Source organism: Enterobacter ludwigii, from assembly GCA_023023105.1.
Taxonomy (GTDB): Bacteria; Pseudomonadota; Gammaproteobacteria; order Enterobacterales; family Enterobacteriaceae; genus Enterobacter; species Enterobacter adelaidei.
The window spans coordinates 3698155-3714374 of sequence record CP083824.1; the positions used below are offsets into that span (position 1 = coordinate 3698155).

At 55.3% G+C, this 16220-nt stretch carries 19 protein-coding genes; 4 read left to right on the forward strand and 15 right to left on the reverse strand.

Features of this window, described 5'->3' with window-relative positions:
- The first annotated feature begins 12 nt into the window (after positions 1-12).
- Positions 13-420, forward strand: a complete 408-nt coding sequence (locus tag LCD46_17860) for a MarR family transcriptional regulator (protein ID UOY69905.1) — start codon at positions 13-15, stop codon at positions 418-420.
- On the opposite strand, the gene LCD46_17865 is transcribed toward LCD46_17860, so the two are convergent.
- Positions 417-1304 carry a LysR family transcriptional regulator gene (locus LCD46_17865; GenBank protein UOY69906.1) on the reverse strand — a complete coding sequence of 296 codons (888 nt, stop codon included), beginning with the start codon at positions 1302-1304 and terminating at the stop codon, positions 417-419. The two genes, LCD46_17860 and LCD46_17865, sit on opposite strands and share 4 nt — an antisense overlap.
- A 108-nt stretch (positions 1305-1412) precedes the next feature.
- Between LCD46_17865 and LCD46_17870 the strand changes: the two genes are divergently transcribed.
- Entirely contained in the window at positions 1413-2621 is a 1209-nt protein-coding gene (locus tag LCD46_17870; GenBank protein UOY69907.1) for an MFS transporter, read from the forward strand.
- The gene (locus tag LCD46_17875; protein ID UOY69908.1) at positions 2618-2995 is read left to right on the forward strand and encodes a DUF4440 domain-containing protein; all 378 of its coding nucleotides are present in this window, start codon (positions 2618-2620) and stop codon (positions 2993-2995) included. Before LCD46_17870 ends, LCD46_17875 begins: the two co-directional genes overlap by 4 nt.
- Positions 2996-3048: 53 nt before the next feature.
- On the opposite strand, the gene rpoS is transcribed toward LCD46_17875, so the two are convergent.
- The 13 genes from rpoS to cysG all read right to left on the reverse strand — a co-directional run bounded on the left by rpoS (position 3049) and on the right by cysG (position 14127).
- Positions 3049-4041, reverse strand: coding sequence for an RNA polymerase sigma factor RpoS (gene rpoS / locus LCD46_17880; GenBank protein ID UOY69909.1), 993 nt, complete (start codon positions 4039-4041; stop codon positions 3049-3051).
- 59 nt (positions 4042-4100) lie between these two features.
- Complete coding sequence (nlpD, locus tag LCD46_17885; protein ID UOY69910.1) at positions 4101-5225, reverse strand: murein hydrolase activator NlpD; 1125 nt, start codon at positions 5223-5225, stop codon at positions 4101-4103.
- Between the two features lie 116 nt (positions 5226-5341).
- Positions 5342-5968, reverse strand: a complete 627-nt coding sequence (locus tag LCD46_17890; protein ID UOY69911.1) for a protein-L-isoaspartate(D-aspartate) O-methyltransferase — start codon at positions 5966-5968, stop codon at positions 5342-5344.
- Entirely contained in the window at positions 5962-6723 is a 762-nt protein-coding gene (surE, locus tag LCD46_17895; GenBank protein UOY69912.1) for a 5'/3'-nucleotidase SurE, read from the reverse strand. Before surE ends, LCD46_17890 begins: the two co-directional genes overlap by 7 nt.
- A complete protein-coding gene (gene truD, locus LCD46_17900) occupies positions 6704-7753 on the reverse strand; it encodes a tRNA pseudouridine(13) synthase TruD (GenBank protein ID UOY69913.1) in 1050 nt (349 codons plus the stop codon). The genes surE and truD overlap by 20 nt, the downstream gene beginning before the upstream one ends.
- Positions 7750-8229 carry a 2-C-methyl-D-erythritol 2,4-cyclodiphosphate synthase gene (gene ispF, locus LCD46_17905; GenBank protein ID UOY69914.1) on the reverse strand — a complete coding sequence of 160 codons (480 nt, stop codon included), beginning with the start codon at positions 8227-8229 and terminating at the stop codon, positions 7750-7752. Before ispF ends, truD begins: the two co-directional genes overlap by 4 nt.
- Positions 8229-8939: a 2-C-methyl-D-erythritol 4-phosphate cytidylyltransferase gene (gene ispD, locus LCD46_17910; protein ID UOY69915.1), complete on the reverse strand. Its 711-nt coding sequence runs from the start codon at positions 8937-8939 to the stop codon at positions 8229-8231. The genes ispF and ispD overlap by 1 nt, the downstream gene beginning before the upstream one ends.
- 19 nt (positions 8940-8958) lie before the next feature.
- Entirely contained in the window at positions 8959-9270 is a 312-nt protein-coding gene (ftsB, locus tag LCD46_17915) for a cell division protein FtsB (GenBank protein ID UOY69916.1), read from the reverse strand.
- Between the two features lie 165 nt (positions 9271-9435).
- Positions 9436-9762, reverse strand: a complete 327-nt coding sequence (locus tag LCD46_17920; GenBank protein UOY69917.1) for a DUF3561 family protein — start codon at positions 9760-9762, stop codon at positions 9436-9438.
- A gap of 58 nt (positions 9763-9820) precedes the next feature.
- Entirely contained in the window at positions 9821-10426 is a 606-nt protein-coding gene (gene cysC, locus LCD46_17925; GenBank protein UOY69918.1) for an adenylyl-sulfate kinase, read from the reverse strand.
- Complete coding sequence (cysN, locus tag LCD46_17930; GenBank protein UOY69919.1) at positions 10426-11850, reverse strand: sulfate adenylyltransferase subunit CysN; 1425 nt, start codon at positions 11848-11850, stop codon at positions 10426-10428. Before cysN ends, cysC begins: the two co-directional genes overlap by 1 nt.
- A 9-nt stretch (positions 11851-11859) precedes the next feature.
- Complete coding sequence (gene cysD, locus LCD46_17935) at positions 11860-12768, reverse strand: sulfate adenylyltransferase subunit CysD (GenBank protein UOY69920.1); 909 nt, start codon at positions 12766-12768, stop codon at positions 11860-11862.
- Between the two features lie 9 nt (positions 12769-12777).
- Positions 12778-14127: a siroheme synthase CysG gene (cysG, locus tag LCD46_17940; GenBank protein ID UOY72995.1), complete on the reverse strand. Its 1350-nt coding sequence runs from the start codon at positions 14125-14127 to the stop codon at positions 12778-12780.
- A gap of 246 nt (positions 14128-14373) precedes the next feature.
- Between cysG and LCD46_17945 the strand changes: the two genes are divergently transcribed.
- Positions 14374-15417: an aminopeptidase gene (locus LCD46_17945; protein ID UOY69921.1), complete on the forward strand. Its 1044-nt coding sequence runs from the start codon at positions 14374-14376 to the stop codon at positions 15415-15417.
- Positions 15418-15473: 56 nt separating this feature from the next.
- Here LCD46_17945 and cysH read toward each other — a convergent pair whose 3' ends face one another.
- Positions 15474-16208, reverse strand: a complete 735-nt coding sequence (gene cysH / locus LCD46_17950) for a phosphoadenosine phosphosulfate reductase (protein ID UOY69922.1) — start codon at positions 16206-16208, stop codon at positions 15474-15476.
- Positions 16209-16220 lie beyond the last annotated feature (12 nt).

Consider the following 16220-nt stretch of genomic DNA (forward strand, 5'->3'; position numbering starts at 1 on the left):
GTCGGAGTGTTCATGGAACTAAGAAAAGAGGCGTTCCACCTGTTACGTCAGCTTTTTCAACAGCATACCGCGCAGTGGCAGCACGCCTTGCCGGAACTGACCAAGCCGCAGTATGCGGTCATGCGCTCAATTGCCGAGCATCCTGGCATTGAACAGGTGGCATTGACCGAAGTCGCGGTTAGCACAAAAGCGACGCTGGCAGAAATGCTAAGCCGCATGGAGGCGCGCGGGCTGGTCAAACGTGAACTCGATCCTGCGGATAAGCGCCGCCGGTTTGTCTTCCTGACGCCAGAAGGAGAAGCCCTGCTTGCAGGCTGTAAACCGGTTGGCAATGAGGTGGATGAGGCGTTTTTAGGACGTCTAAACAAGGCCGAGCGGGAGCAGTTCTCTGCGCTCATCAAAAAGATGATGCACGATTAATTCACGCTGGTGCGCATAAAATCGATAAAGCTGCGCACTTTTGCGGGTACATGCCGGGCATCAGGATAAACCGCGTAGATGCCCTGCCTCGCAAAGGTGTATCCCGGTAAAACCGACACCAGATTTCGCGCATCCAGTGCCTCACGCACCAGCCATTCCGGTAGTAACGCCACACCACTTCCTGCAAGAGCAAAGGCCATTAGCGCCTGCGCACTGTCCGCAAACAAACGCGGTGCTTTTTTAATCTCCAGCGTCTCTGATGCACCGCTGGCATCTTTTACCTGCCAGTGCAACGGCGAGGCCAGACGCTCGTGAACGAGCCAGTCAGCTTGTGCCAGATGTTCCAGCGATTCAATTGGATTTTTCGCCAGCCACTCGGGCGTCGCGACGGGCAGGATGGAGAAGTGCGAGATCGCAGCTGCGTGATAGCGCGAGTCGGCGAGCGTCCCCAGCCGGATGGCGACATCAAAGCGCTCTGAAATTAGGTCGGCATGCAGCGACGACGAAACATGTCTTACGCGAAGATCAGGATGCTGCTGGCTAAACCTGGCCAGCAAAGGAACCACGACCCTTGAGCCATACTCCGGTGTGGTCGTGATCCGCAATTCCCCCGTGAGCCCCCCATGATTCGCGCGTACATCGTCCTGCAATTGCTCTGCATCCTTCAGAAGCGCGACGCTGCGTTGATGAAAAAGCGCACCTGCCTCGGTTAAGGTCAGACGTCGGGTGGAACGCAGCAACAGGGTGACGCCCAGCTCAGCTTCGAGCTGGCGGATATTGAAGCTAACCACGGCTTTTGTCAGCCCCATAGCGTCGGCTGCCGCAGTGAAACTGCCGGTATCAGCTACCGCTACAAACATCGCCGTCCGCTGTAAATTAATCATCGTCACTCTTTTTACTGTCAAAATGTGTTTGACAGTATATCTCGCTTTGTCGCATTTATCCGTACCTCCCGGGCCGCTACGATACGCCACCTCACGGGAGGAACCACCATGACGTATCGCAGCAAAGTCGCCGTTGTTTATCTACTGGGCTTTTTTCTTGATTTGATCAACATGTTTATTGCCAGTGTCGCCTTTCCGGCAATAGCGCACACGTTTAACGCTACGCCTTCAACGCTAGCCTGGGTCAGTAACGGGTATATTGCCGGGTTGACGCTGGTGATCCCTTTTAGCACCGTGCTGACACGCCGCATCGGGCCAAAGCGCGTCATCCTGCTCTCGCTTTTACTGTTCAGCGCAACCTCTGTTGCCGCAGGCTTGTCTTCCTCACTGGGAAGCCTGATTGCCTGGCGAGTACTGCAGGGAGTGGGAGGAGGCTTATTGATCCCCGTCGGACAAGCACTGACCTGGCAACAGTATAAGCCCCACGAGCGTGCCAGACTTTCTTCAGCGGTCATGCTGGTGGCGTTGCTTGCTCCCGCTTGCTCGCCTGCAATCGGGGGAGTTCTGGTGCAGATGCTAAGCTGGCGGTGGATATTTTTTGCCACCCTTCCCGTTGCGGTGGTGACGTTTATGTTGGCCTCCCTGTGGCTGAAACACGAAATGCCACCGATGAAAGCGACCAGGCTGTTAAATCTGCCTTTGCTGATGAACCCACTTCTGCGTTTTTCCATGCTGGTCTATTTATGTGTACCCGGCATGTTTATTGGGGTGAACGTAACGGGTATGTTTTATCTTCAGAACGAAGCGAACATGACGCCTGCCGAAACGGGAATGCTCATGCTGCCATGGTCTCTGGCATCATTCATGGCGATCACAGCGACGGACCGCTACTTTAACCGCATCGGTCCTCGGCCACTTATTGTCACGGGTTGCCTGCTGCAGGCGCTGGGCATTTTGCTGTTGCTCAGCGTCAACTCTGCCACAACAGCGCTGTTACCGACCGTTGCGTTTGTATTGATGGGAGCAGGAGGCAGTCTTTGCAGCAGCACGGCTCAGAGTAGTGCTTTTTTGACGACGCGCCGGGAAGAGATGCCGGATGCCAGCGCCCTGTGGAATCTTAATCGCCAGTTGAGCTTTTTTGCCGGAGCCCTGCTACTGGCACAGATGCTGAACCTGGCCCAGGTATATCTGACACCTCTCGCCGCGTGGCACGGGATGTTTATTTTTGCCGCAGGCATCACCTTATTGCCTGTACTGTATGCTTTTCGTCTTAACAATAAGCAGGTGCTAACACAACTGCGACAGGAGAATTCATGACGCTTTTCGAACAAGAGATTATCGACCTCCACATTGCGCTCGAAAGCTGGTTAGGTAATGGCGAAGGTGATATTGACGCACTGCTCGCCCGTTTCCGGCCTGATTTTTTGATGGTCCCGCCTGGGGGGACCCATATCGACTATGACGGTCTTGTCAGCTTTCTGGAAAAACAGCGCGGAAGCCGTCCCGGACTGAAGATCGTCGTCGATGAATTAACAACTCGACAGACATGGAGCCACGGAGCGGTGCTTCACTACCGGGAGACGCAAACTCGTCCCGATCACCCGGTCAACGTGCGCTGGTCAACCGCCCTGCTTAATCTGGAAGGTGATTTGATCGCGTGGCGTTTGCTGCACGAAACAGCACAGCCGTAGAAAAAAAGAAAAAGGCCCGTCTCACGACGGGCCTTTTTTTGACGAAAGGTTGCTTATTCGCGGAACAGCGCTTCGATATTCAGACCTTGCCCCTGCAGGATTTCACGCAGGCGGCGCAGACCTTCAACCTGAATCTGACGAACACGTTCACGGGTCAGGCCAATTTCGCGGCCGACGTCTTCCAGTGTTGCAGCTTCATACCCCAGTAAACCGAAACGACGCGCCAGCACTTCACGCTGTTTGGCGTTCAGTTCGAACAGCCATTTGACGATGCTCTGTTTCATGTCATCGTCCTGCGTGGTGTCTTCCGGACCGTTGTCTTTTTCATCGGCCAGGATGTCCAGCAGCGCTTTTTCGGAGTCGCCACCCAGCGGGGTGTCAACCGAGGTAATGCGCTCGTTGAGACGCAGCATACGGCTTACGTCATCAACCGGTTTGTCGAGTTGTTCGGCAATTTCTTCTGCGCTTGGCTCGTGGTCCAGTTTATGGGACAACTCGCGCGCGGTGCGCAGATAAACGTTCAACTCTTTGACGATGTGAATCGGCAGGCGGATCGTACGGGTCTGGTTCATAATAGCCCGTTCGATGGTCTGACGAATCCACCAGGTCGCGTAGGTTGAGAAACGGAACCCGCGTTCCGGGTCAAACTTCTCAACTGCGCGGATGAGGCCTAAGTTGCCCTCTTCAATCAGATCCAGCAGAGCCAGACCACGATTGCCGTAACGACGGGCAATTTTCACGACCAGGCGCAAGTTACTTTCAATCATGCGACGGCGCGAGGCAACATCACCACGCAAAGCACGACGTGCGAAATAGACTTCTTCTTCGGCCGTTAACAGTGGGGAGTAACCAATCTCCCCAAGGTAAAGCTGAGTCGCGTCCAGTACACGCTGTGTGGCACCCTGCGATAACAGCTCTTCTTCAGCCAAATCGTTATCACTGGGTTCCTCTTCTACTAAGGCTTTTTCGTCAAAAGCCTCTACTCCGTTCTCATCAAATTCCGCGTCTTCATTTAAATCATGAACTTTCAGCGTATTCTGACTCATAAGGTGGCTCCTACCCGTGATCCCTGAACGAGACACCCTGGCTGGCATGCCCCGTCAAATTATCGCTGCGGCAAGTACTGCAGCGGGTTTACGGATTTCCCCTTGTAACGAATTTCAAAATGCAAGCGTGTAGAACTGGTTCCGGTGCTACCCATAGTAGCGATTTTTTGCCCCGCCTTAACTTCTTGTTGTTCCCGGACCAGCATTGTGTCGTTATGGGCGTAGGCACTCAGGTAATCATCGTTATGTTTGATGATAATAAGATTACCGTAACCGCGCAGAGCGTTACCGGCATATACAACACGTCCATCTGCGGTCGCGATGATAGCCTGTCCCTTACTCCCTGCGATATCGATCCCTTTATTTCCACCTTCGGAGGAAGAGAAGTTTTCGATAACCTTGCCGTCAGTTGGCCAGCGCCATGTAGAAATTGGCGAACTGGACGTCATACTGCTGGCAGTCGGTTCAGTAGAGCTAACCACAGGTGCCGTCACGGGTGCTGTGACAACAGTCGCAGTCCCTTTATTATTCGGCAACATTTTGTTAGCAGTCTGATCACCTGAATCCTCAGAATACGTAATTACAGGTTGTGAAGCAACCACTGTGGTGGATTTTTGTGCAGGCTTAACGCTGTTATTTTGTGCAGTCACATCGGCCGCAGAAACGGTGTTACCTGGCGTAAGTGGCTTGCCTGTGGCGTTGCCAACCTGAAGCGTTTGGCCCACTTCCAGTCCATACGGCGCCTGAACGTTGTTACGCTGGGCGAGGTCACGGAAATCGTTCCCGGTAATCCACGCAATGTAGAACAGCGTATCCCCGCGTTTCACGGTATAGGTACTGCCGCCGGTATAGCTGCCTTTAGGAATGTTCCCATACTGACGGTTATAAACTATGCGGCCATTTTGGGTCTGGACAGGTTGTTCAACTGGCTGAACCTGCATTGGCTGTGTAACAGGATGTTGCACAGGCTGAATTTGTGGTGTTTGCTGCGGCGCAGCAGTACCCATTTTAGGTGGCGGCGTGATCAACATTCCGCTGGACGTGCTACCGGAGCCGCTGTTTCCGCCGACGGAACTGACGGGCGCAGGCGCGTTGTTAGAACTTGTACAGCCTGCCAGCCAAAGCGAAACCAGTGATAATGCCGCAACACGGCTGATGGTGAATTTAGGGCTTCCCGCGCTCATTTATCCCCCAGGAATGTGTTAACTACCAGTGACTTAAAATTTACCGTGAAGGCACGACTCTTTCGCGCCACACCATACGCTGAATTTGCCTTAATAACCCTGGATAATTCCGAGTCTCAGGCCAACTCCCCCTTTACCAGAGGCACAAAGCGCACGGCTTCCACGGTGTCGATAATAAACTCGCCGCCACGTCGACGAACGCGCTTCAAAAGCTGCTGCTCGTCCCCGACAGGCAAAACAAGAATGCCCCCCTCATCCAGCTGCGACAACAGGGCTGCAGGAATTTCAGGCGGGGCCGCCGTCACGATGATAGCGTCAAACGGGGCGCGAGCCTTCCAACCCTGCCATCCATCACCGTGTCGTGTCGAAACATTATGTAAATCAAGTTGTTTCAGGCGACGACGCGCCTGCCACTGCAAACCTTTAATACGCTCAACGGAGCACACATGATGAACCAGATGCGCCAGGATGGCGGTCTGATACCCCGATCCGGTGCCAATTTCCAGTACACGGGAGTCGGGAGTCAGCTCCAAAAGCTCCGTCATGCGCGCCACCATGTAGGGCTGCGAAATCGTCTGGCCCTGCCCAATAGGCAGCGCCACGTTTTCCCACGCTTTGTGTTCAAACGCCTCGTCTACAAATTTCTCACGCGGAACCTGAGCGAGCGCTTCAAGCACGTGCTCGTCGCGGATCCCCTGCGCGCGTAGTTGTTCCAGAAGAGTTTGTACACGTTTGTTTACCATTGCGCGTTCACTCCTGCGCGATCCAGCCAGCCCGACACCACATCATGCGCGCTATACGCGGTTAAATCTACGTGCAGCGGTGTAACCGAAACATAGCCTTCATCCACGGCGGCAAAGTCGGTATCAGGACCCGCATCGCACTTATCGCCGGGAGGACCGATCCAGTAAAGCGTATTCCCACGTGGATCCTGCTGCGGGATCACCTGTTCGGCCGGATGTCGGCTTCCGCATCGCGTAACGCGAATGCCTTTAATTTCATTCAGCGGGAGATCCGGCACGTTGATATTGAGGATGCGCCCGGTACGCAGCGGCTCACGGCTGAGCGCGCGCAGGATCGAGCAGGTCACCACGGCTGCGGTGTCGTAATGCGTGTGACCGTTTAACGAGACCGCCAGGGCAGGGAACCCCAGATGTCGTCCTTCCATTGCGGCTGCCACGGTACCGGAGTAAATCACGTCATCGCCGAGATTTGGCCCGGCGTTAATACCCGAGACGACGATATCCGGGCGCGGTCGCATTAACGCGTTCACGCCCAGAAATACGCAGTCTGTCGGCGTGCCCATCTGCACGGCAATATCGCCATTTTCAAAGGTAAAAGTGCGAAGCGACGACTCCAGCGTCAGTGAGTTAGACGCTCCACTGCGGTTACGATCGGGGGCCACGACCTGCACATCCGCAAATTCGCGAAGGTGTTTCGCCAGGGTCTGAATGCCCGGCGCGTGGATCCCGTCATCGTTACTCAGCAATATTCGCATAATCACCCGATGTGTTGATAAGTTCCCTGACAACACTGGTGGCAAAGCTACCTGCCGGCAGCCAGAAGCGTAACTCGACGGTTACGTCATCCCACCAGTTCCAGCTTAACTGCTGCGGATAGAGCAGCATCGCGCGGCGTGCTGCTTCGACTTTTTCTCGCACCAGCAATGATTGTAATTCTTGTGCATTCGCAACGGCAGACTGCTCCGCAGCCAGCGCATCGCCCTGCGTCCCCCACTCGCCCGTACCGGGCAACGCGGCGGTAATCATCAGCGTTTTGGCCTCCACGCGCGACTGAACATCGGCCATTTCTTCGGCCGTTGCCACAAACCAGCTTCCGCGTCCCGCTAATTGTAGCGCATCGCCAACAACAACTTGATTCGCGTCCGGTTTTTTCAGCCTTTCGCTCACAATCTGATTAAACAACGCACTACGCGCCGCAGACAACCAAAAACTGCGTTTATTCCTGTCACGGACGGGCGCATCACTTTGTGCCCAGCGCAGCGCACCCTGCAGGTTGCTGCCGCCAATACCAAAGCGCTGAGCGCCAAAGTAGTTAGGCACGCCATCGGCGTTGATAGCAGCCAAACGCTTCTCGACGTCATCGCGGTTTGTGATTTCGCGTAGCACCAGCGTAAAATCGTTACCTTTCAAGGCGCCCAGACGCAATTTGCGTTTATGGCGGGCGTACTCCAGTACCTTACAGCCTTCAAGCTCAAATTTGCTTAAATCAGGCATCGTATTGCCGGGAACGCGTGCGCATAGCCACTGTTCAGTGACGGCGTGTTTATCTTTCTGGCCGGCAAAACTCACTTCACGAGCATGAATTTTGAGGAATTTTGCCAGCGCATCGGCCACAAAGCGGGTATTGCAGCCATTTTTCAGAATGCGCACCAGGATATGTTCGCCTTCGCCATCGGGCGCGAACCCCAGATCCTCGACCACGAGGAAGTCTTCGGGGCTGGCTTTCAGCACCCCGTTCCCCTGCGGTTTACCGTGGAGGTATGTCAGATTGTCGAAGTCTGTCATGCGTTCGCCTTCATCAGCAACGCCACGGCTTCACAGGCAATCCCTTCGCCGCGGCCGGTAAAGCCCAGTTTCTCAGTGGTGGTTGCTTTGACATTGACGTCATCCATATGGCAACCCAGATCTTCAGCAATAAACACGCGCATCTGAGGAATGTGCGGCAACATTTTTGGTGCCTGAGCGATGATCGTCACATCGACGTTGCCCAGGGTGTAACCTTTGGCCTGAATACGACGCCAGGCTTCACGCAGCAACGCACGGCTATCCGCACCTTTGAAGGCCGGATCCGTGTCAGGAAATAGCTTGCCAATATCACCCAGCGCAGCAGCACCGAGTAATGCATCGGTTAAAGCATGTAATGCCACGTCGCCATCAGAATGCGCCAGCAACCCTTTTTCATAAGGAATGCGTACGCCGCCAATGATAATTGGGCCTTCTCCGCCAAAGGCGTGTACATCAAAACCGTGTCCAATTCGCATTATGCCTTCTCCTGATGGGTCGAACGGGTAAGATAAAATTCCGCGAGCTGTAAATCTTCAGGGCGCGTCACTTTTATATTATCAGCGCGTCCTTCAACAAGCTCAGGGTGAAAACCGCAATACTCCAGCGCTGAGGCTTCGTCCGTAATGGTCGCACCTTCTTTAAGCGCACGCGTTAAGCAGTCATGGAGTAATTCGCGGGGGAAAAATTGTGGCGTCAACGCGTGCCATAAATCGACGCGATCAACGGTGTGAGCGATAGTCCGTTTACCCGGCTCAGCGCGTTTCATGGTGTCACGCACCGGCGCGGCGAGAATCCCGCCAACCTTGCTTGTTTCGCTCAGGGCCAGCAGGCGCGCGAGATCGTCCTGATGCAGGCATGGACGCGCGGCATCATGCACCAGCACCCATCGTGCATCCCCGGCGGCCCGAATGCCCGCCAGCACGGAATCGGCGCGCTCGGCACCGCCATCGACAACGGTAATCTGCGGATGATTTGCCAGCGGTAACTGCGCGAAGCGCGCATCGCCCGGGCTGATAGCGATGATCACACGCTTCACACGTGGATGCGCCAGCAGCGCCGCCACAGCATGTTCGAGGATCGTTTTATCGCCAATTGAGAGGTATTGCTTGGGACATTCTGTCTGCATGCGCCGGCCAAAACCTGCGGCCGGCACCACGGCGCATACGTCCGAAAAAGTTACTGCCATGTCGTAATCCTGGGCCTGATTATCGATTGTTTTGTGCTGAGCCCTGATTGCGTTTAGACGCATCCGGAACCAGACGATAAAAAGTTTCGCCCGGCTTAGTCATACTGAGTTCATTGCGTGCGCGTTCCTCAATCGCCTCTTGCCCGCCATTGAGGTCATCAATTTCAGCAAAGAGTTGATCGTTTCGCGCCTTAAGTTTGGCGTTTGTTGCCTGCTGAGCCGCAACGTCATCGCTCACCCGGCTATAGTCGTGCAGCCCGTTTTTACCGAACCACAGCGAATATTGCAGCCAGATCAGCAAAGCCAGCAACAGCAGCGTTAGTTTACCCATCCTGCCCCCTGAAAAACGGCATCATCATCCCAAAACGCCCCAGGGCACTACGCCGGGGGTACAGAGATGCCGCAACATCGCGGGCAAATGTACCACATTTTTTCCGCAGAATCGCCCTGCACAATATCGTCACACAGTTGGTTACTGTTTGAATTATGGCTGAAGTTAGCCCATGAGCCACAAAAATAACAGTCCAAACATCAGGACCACCGTCACAATCGTGACCACGGCACTGTAAAGGAGTTTGCCATTGAGTAGCGAATGCAACGCAATGCCGACGACAACCGCGACGGGCATCAGCGCCAGGAAGAATGGCCAGGTGTAGAGAAAGAAGAACAGCGTATTACCGCCGTAAATGAGAAACGGGATACCCAGCGCCAGTAACCACGAGACGAAGCCGACGATGGCCCCAGGAAATGACCAGGTCGTCTCGTCGTCGGTCGCTATCGGCTCCGACCCGGTGGTAATGATGTAGTTTTCACTGTTGCGCATAGCTAATCCTGTGACCATGACTCATCGCTCGGGTAAATAGCGCCCAAACGATACCGTCTCAGGATCTGATAATATCGTCCTGTCTGAGGAGGTCTAATAATTGGCTTACTAAATTTGTTACCAATTGTTGACCTTCCAGGTGAATTTCAGGCGATTCAGGCGCTTCGTATACTGCGTCTATTCCCGTGAAATTTCGCAGTTCACCCGCACGCGCTTTCTTGTACAGCCCTTTCGGATCGCGCGCTTCACAAATCTCCAGCGGCGTATCGACAAACACTTCGATAAAGCGATCCTGCCCAACGCGCTCACGCACCATCTGGCGCTCTGCCCGGTGCGGAGAGATGAACGCAGTAAGGACCACCAGCCCGGCATCCGCCATCAGGCTCGCCACTTCCCCTACCCGACGGATATTCTCTTTACGGTCTTCGTCGCTAAAGCCCAAATCGTTGCACAGACCATGGCGCACGTTGTCACCATCCAGCAGGTATGTGCTCACGCCTTGCTGATACAGCGCCTCTTCCAGCGCCCCCGCTACCGTGGATTTACCGGAACCCGACAGCCCGGTAAACCACAGCACAACCCCACGGTGACCGTGGAGTTGCTCACGCTGAGCGACAGTGACCGGATGAGGATGCCAGACGACGTTCTCATCATGAGCAGCCATTACTTCCCTCCCAGCAGATCGCGCGCACCCCAGTGCGGGAAGTGTTTACGCACCAGCGCATTCAGTTCCAGCTCGAAGGCGCTGAACTCAGACGCCACGGCGGCCTGTTCGTTAGGCTCGCGCACCATCCCTGCACCGACGGTGACGTTAGTCAGACGGTCGATAAAGATCAGCCCGCCCGTGACCGGGTTTTGCTGATAAGGATCCAGCACCAGTGGCTCGTCGAAGGTCAGATCGACCAGGCCGATGCCGTTCAGCGGCAGCTCGGTGACGTCACGCTGGGTTAGATTGTTGATATCTACCTGGAACTGAATACCGTCCACGCGGGCGCGGGTTTTCTTGCCCGCAATTTTAATGTCGTAGCTTTGCCCAGCGGTCAGCGGCTGTTCGGCCATCCACACCACATCCACAGACGCGCCCTGTACCGCCGCCAGCGTTTCGTGCGCATCCACCAGCAGATCGCCCCGGCTGATATCGATCTCATCTTTTAGCACCAGCGTCACCGCTTCACCGGCTCCCGCCTCGGGCAGATCACCATCGAAAGTGACGATACGGGCAATAGCTGATTCCACGCCAGATGGCAGCACTTTGACGCGCTGACCCACTTTCACGAAACCAGATGCGATAGTGCCGGAGAAACCGCGGAAATCGAGGTTCGGACGGTTAACGTACTGCACCGGGAAGCGCATCGGTTGGGTATCAACCACGCGCTGAATTTGAACGGTTTCCAGCACTTCCAGCAGCGTAGGGCCGCTGTACCACGGCATGTTCGTGCTCTGGGACGCGACGTTGTCGCCTTCCAGCGCCGAGAGCGGCACAAAACGAATGTCCAGGTTACCTGGCAGCTGTTCGGCAAAGGTCAGGTAGCTCTGGCGGATCTCGTCGAATTTTTCTTCGCTGAAATTCACCAGATCCATTTTATTGATCGCCACCACCAGGTGCTTGATCCCCAGCAGCGTGGAAATAAAGCTGTGACGACGGGTTTGATCGAGCACGCCTTTACGTGCGTCGATCAGCAGGATCGCCAGATCGCAGGTCGAGGCGCCGGTCGCCATGTTACGGGTGTACTGCTCGTGCCCCGGGGTATCGGCGATAATAAATTTGCGCTTCTCGGTGGAGAAGTAACGATACGCCACATCAATGGTGATGCCCTGCTCGCGCTCTGCCTGCAGGCCATCCACCAGCAGAGCCAGGTCGAGCTTTTCACCCTGGGTGCCGTGACGTTTGCTGTCGTTATGCAGGGAAGAGAGCTGATCTTCGTAAATCTGACGCGTGTCGTGCAGCAGACGGCCAATCAGGGTACTTTTCCCGTCATCCACGCTGCCGCAGGTCAGGAAGCGCAGCAGGCTCTTATGTTGTTGCGCGTGCAGATACGCTTCTACGCCGCCTTCTTTGGCAATTTGTTGAGCAATGGTCGTGTTCATGGCGGCTCCTTAGAAATAACCCTGACGTTTCTTCAGCTCCATGGAGCCTGCCTGGTCGCGGTCAATCACGCGCCCCTGTCGCTCACTGGTGGTCGACACCAGCATCTCTTCGATGATCTCCGGCAGCGTCTGTGCGCTGGATTCCACCGCACCGGTCAATGGCCAGCAACCGAGGGTACGGAAACGCACCATCTGTTTTTTGATCACTTCACCTGGCTGCAGGTCGATGCGATCGTCGTCGATCATCATCAGCATCCCGTCGCGCTCCAGTACCGGACGCTCAGCGGCCAGATACAGCGGAACGATCTCAATATTTTCCAGATAGATGTACTGCCAGATATCCAGCTCGGTCCAGTTGGAGAGCGGGAAGACGCGAATGCTTTCGCCTTTGTTGATCTGGCCGTTGTAGTTGTGCCACAGCTCCGGGCGCTGGTTTTTGGGGTCCCAGCGGTGGAAGCGGTCACGGAAAGAGTAGATACGCTCTTTCGCACGGGATTTTTCCTCATCACGACGCGCGCCACCGAAGGCCGCATCAAAACCGTATTTGTTCAGCGCCTGCTTCAGCCCTTCGGTTTTCATGATGTCAGTGTGCTTGGCGCTGCCGTGCACGAACGGGTTGATGCCCATCGCCACACCTTCCGGGTTTTTATGCACCAGCAGTTCGCAGCCATAGGCTTTGGCAGTACGGTCGCGGAATTCGTACATTTCGCGGAATTTCCAGCCGGTATCCACATGCAGCAACGGGAACGGCAGCGTACCCGGGTAAAACGCTTTACGCGCCAGATGCAGCATGACGCTGGAATCTTTGCCGATGGAATACATCATCACCGGGTTAGAAAACTCGGCGGCCACTTCGCGGATAATATGGATACTTTCCGCTTCGAGCTGCCGCAGGTGAGTAAGACGTTTTTGGTCCATAACCGTTCCTTAAGCCAAATTTATAACAGAAGAACCAAAGCCTTCTGTGTCGGTTGTGTGCTGAAACCAGGCGAGCGTGCTGTGCAGCTGCACCACTTCCCCCACCACGATCAGGGCGGGCATAGGGGCGTCTTTCGCCAGGGTTGCAAGATCGTCAAGGGTGCCGATAGCAACGTGCTGATCGACGCGCGTACCGCGAGAAATAACGGCAACAGGTGTCTTCGCCTCGCGACCGTGCTGAATAAGTTGTTCGCTGATGTCCGCCGCCTTCATCGTGCCCATATAGATAGCCAGCGTCTGTCGGCTCTGAGCGAGGTGGGACCAGTCAAACGGCGTGCTGTCGGCCTTGTAGTGGCCGGTCACAAAGGTGACGCTCTGGGCGTAATCGCGGTGGGTCAGCGGGATACCGGCATAAGCCGTCACGGCTGAAGCCGCCGTAATACCGGGAACCACCTGGAACGGCACCCCCGCTTCGGCTGCCGCCTGCAGCTCTTCGCCGCCGCGACCGAAAATGAACGGATCGCCCCCTTTCAGGCGCACCACGGTTTTACCCGCTTTGGCGGCGTCAACCAGCATCTGGTTGGTGTCGTGCTGCGGTACCGAGTGTTCGCCAGCCCGCTTGCCGACGCAGATTTGCTCCGCATCGCGGCGAATCAGTTCGCGTATGCCGTCAGTAACCAGATGATCGTAGAACACCACGTCCGCGTCCTGCAGCACCTGCAGGCCGCGCAGCGTCAGGAGCCCTGCATCGCCCGGCCCTGCGCCTACCAGAATGATCTCCCCGCCGGTGCTGCCGGGGTTATCCAGTTCGTCTTCAAGAATTTTCTGCGCCGCGGTCTCATTTCCGGCCTGCATCAGGCTGGCAAAGCGGCCGCGGAACACGCGTTCCCAGAAGCGACGACGTTCCGTCACGCTGGTGAGTCGGGTTTTCAGATGATTGCGCCAGTAGCTCGCTTTCTCTGCCATACGTCCGAGACTGGTTGGCAACAGCGCTTCGATTTTTTCCCGCAATACGCGCGCCAGCACCGGTGCGGTACCACCGGAGGAGATAGCGACCAGCAGCGGGGAGCGATCAACAATCGACGGGAAGATAAAGGAGCATAAAGGCTGATCGTCCACCACGTTCACCAGACGGTAACGCGCCTGAGCAGCATCTGAGATCCGTCGGTTCAGCTCGCGGTCTTCCGTTGCCGCAATCACCAGCACCACGCTGTCGATTTGTGATTCGTCGAAATCCGCCCCTGCAACGACCCGCACTTGCGCCCCTGCGCGCTGCAGAAATACGATTTTGCGATCGGCAATCTCACCTGTGCCAACAACCAGCACCGGCTTATCTTTAATCGCAGCAAATAAGGGCAGATAGTCCACAGCAGCAACTCACTAACAACGAGGAATAAAGGGACTATAGGGGGCGGCTTAGACCGAATGAAATTACGAATTGGAATGAGTAGTTACTCAATGGAATAACGCCATGAAAAAGCAAATATCAAAAAGTGCTTAACACGCGAAATTTCGGGCATTTAAGAGCAATTCAAATTGTGTATGGACGATCACAGTTTCATACTAGGCGGGTTAAAATTTTGCTCTGTTTTTTAAGGACTCACTATGTTTTCCGCAACGCGCCACCGTATTGCTGCCCTGGCGCTCGGCGTTTGCTTCATCCTTCCGGCTCAGGCAAAAAATCAACCGTACGGTGAAATCGCGAATACGCAGGCGCGACATATTGCCACCGTATTTCCTGGCCGCATGACCGGTTCCCCCGCGGAAATGCTCTCCGCAGACTATATTCGTCAGCAGTTTGCCGACATGGGTTACCAGAGCGATATCCGCACGTTTCACAGCCGCTATATCTATACCTCACGCAATAAAACCAAAAACTGGCATAACGTGACCGGTAGTACGGTTATTGCGGCTCACGAAGGTAGCGCGGATGAGCAGATCATTATTATGGCGCACCTCGATACCTACGCCCCAATGAGCGACACCGATACCGATAACAATCTCGGTGGTCTGACGCTGCAGGGTATGGATGATAACGCCGCAGGTCTGGGCGTGATGCTCGAACTGGCAGAACGAATGAAGGATATACCGACTAAATACGGGATTCGTTTCGTTGCCACCAGTGGTGAAGAAGAAGGCAAACTCGGCGCTGAGAATCTCCTGAAGCGCATGAGCGCCAAAGAGAAGAAAAATACCCTGCTGGTGATCAACCTCGATAACCTGATCGTCGGCGATAAGCTCTATTTCAACAGCGGACAAAGTACGCCGGGTACCGTGCGAAAATTGACGCGCGACCGGGCATTGGCGATTGCCCGCAGCCATGGGGTCTATGCCACCAGTAACCCAGGCGGCAATCCTGATTATCCGCGAGGAACAGGCTGCTGTAACGATGGTGAGGTGTTCGATAAAGCGGGTATTCCGGTGCTGTATGTGGAAGCAACTAACTGGGCACTGGGGAAGAAAGATGGCTATCAGCAGCGGGCTAAATCGAAAGCCTTCCCGGACGGGATTAGCTGGCATAACGTGATGCTGGATAATCAGCAACACATTGATAGCGCACTGCCGCAGCGGATTGAACACCGCAGTCGTGATGTAGTGAAGGTGATGCTGCCGCTGGTGAAGGAGCTGGCGAAAGCTAATAAGGCTTAGTGCGGCCTGATGCCCTCACCCCGACCCTCTCCCACAGGGAGAGGGAGGAAATGGGATCACCCTTCGTGCAGTCCGCACTCGCGCTTGAGGCCAAAGAATCGCGTCTCTTCTTCTGCCATTCCCGGTTCCCATTTACGCGTGGTGTGGGTATCCCCCACCGACAGGTAACCCTGATCCCACAGCGGATGGTATTTCAACCCGTGCTTTTGCAGGTACTGATACACCGTCCGGTTATCCCAGTCGATGATCGGCAGCACTTTGAACACCCCACGCTGAACCGCCAGCACGGGTAGCGTGGCGCGACTGCCGGACTGCTCGCGGCGTAGTCCTGCAAACCAGGTCTGTGCATTAAGCTCTTTCAGCGCCCGGTTCATCGGCTCAACTTTGTTGATCTCATTGTATTTCTCAATGCCCTCAACGCCCTGCTCCCAGAGTTTACCGTAGCGCGCCTCCTGCCAGGCCGCGCTTTCCGTCGCGCGGTAAACTTTCAGGTTCAGCTTGAGCTTGTCCGTAAGCTCGTCAATAAACTGGTAGGTTTCCGGGAACAGGTAGCCGGTATCGGTGAGGATCACCGGAATGTCCGGACGAATTTGATTCACCAGATGCAAACTGACCGCCGCCTGAATACCAAAGCTCGACGAAAGCACATAGTCGCCCGGCAGGTTTTCCAGCGCCCATACCACACGCCCTTCGGCGTCCAGCTTTTCCAGGTGGGCGTTGGTTTCTGCGAGCGCCAGAATGCGTTCGACTTTTGGCAGATCGTTCAGGGCGTTTAGATCGAGTACGGACATAATCACCTCGCG

Bases quoted from the DNA above. Each gene is read 5' to 3' on its own strand.
- LCD46_17860 (UOY69905.1), top strand. From the start codon at position 13: ATGGAACTAAGAAAAGAGGCGTTCCACCTGTTACGTCAGCTTTTTCAA.
- LCD46_17865 (UOY69906.1), bottom strand. From the start codon at position 1,304: ATGATTAATTTACAGCGGACGGCGATGTTTGTAGCGGTAGCTGATACC.
- LCD46_17870 (UOY69907.1), top strand. From the start codon at position 1,413: ATGACGTATCGCAGCAAAGTCGCCGTTGTTTATCTACTGGGCTTTTTT.
- LCD46_17875 (UOY69908.1), top strand. From the start codon at position 2,618: ATGACGCTTTTCGAACAAGAGATTATCGACCTCCACATTGCGCTCGAA.
- rpoS (UOY69909.1), bottom strand. From the start codon at position 4,041: ATGAGTCAGAATACGCTGAAAGTTCATGATTTAAATGAAGACGCGGAA.
- nlpD (UOY69910.1), bottom strand. From the start codon at position 5,225: ATGAGCGCGGGAAGCCCTAAATTCACCATCAGCCGTGTTGCGGCATTA.
- LCD46_17890 (UOY69911.1), bottom strand. From the start codon at position 5,968: ATGGTAAACAAACGTGTACAAACTCTTCTGGAACAACTACGCGCGCAG.
- surE (UOY69912.1), bottom strand. From the start codon at position 6,723: ATGCGAATATTGCTGAGTAACGATGACGGGATCCACGCGCCGGGCATT.
- truD (UOY69913.1), bottom strand. From the start codon at position 7,753: ATGACAGACTTCGACAATCTGACATACCTCCACGGTAAACCGCAGGGG.
- ispF (UOY69914.1), bottom strand. From the start codon at position 8,229: ATGCGAATTGGACACGGTTTTGATGTACACGCCTTTGGCGGAGAAGGC.
- ispD (UOY69915.1), bottom strand. From the start codon at position 8,939: ATGGCAGTAACTTTTTCGGACGTATGCGCCGTGGTGCCGGCCGCAGGT.
- ftsB (UOY69916.1), bottom strand. From the start codon at position 9,270: ATGGGTAAACTAACGCTGCTGTTGCTGGCTTTGCTGATCTGGCTGCAA.
- LCD46_17920 (UOY69917.1), bottom strand. From the start codon at position 9,762: ATGCGCAACAGTGAAAACTACATCATTACCACCGGGTCGGAGCCGATA.
- cysC (UOY69918.1), bottom strand. From the start codon at position 10,426: ATGGCTGCTCATGATGAGAACGTCGTCTGGCATCCTCATCCGGTCACT.
- cysN (UOY69919.1), bottom strand. From the start codon at position 11,850: ATGAACACGACCATTGCTCAACAAATTGCCAAAGAAGGCGGCGTAGAA.
- cysD (UOY69920.1), bottom strand. From the start codon at position 12,768: ATGGACCAAAAACGTCTTACTCACCTGCGGCAGCTCGAAGCGGAAAGT.
- LCD46_17945 (UOY69921.1), top strand. From the start codon at position 14,374: ATGTTTTCCGCAACGCGCCACCGTATTGCTGCCCTGGCGCTCGGCGTT.
- cysH (UOY69922.1), bottom strand. From the start codon at position 16,208: ATGTCCGTACTCGATCTAAACGCCCTGAACGATCTGCCAAAAGTCGAA.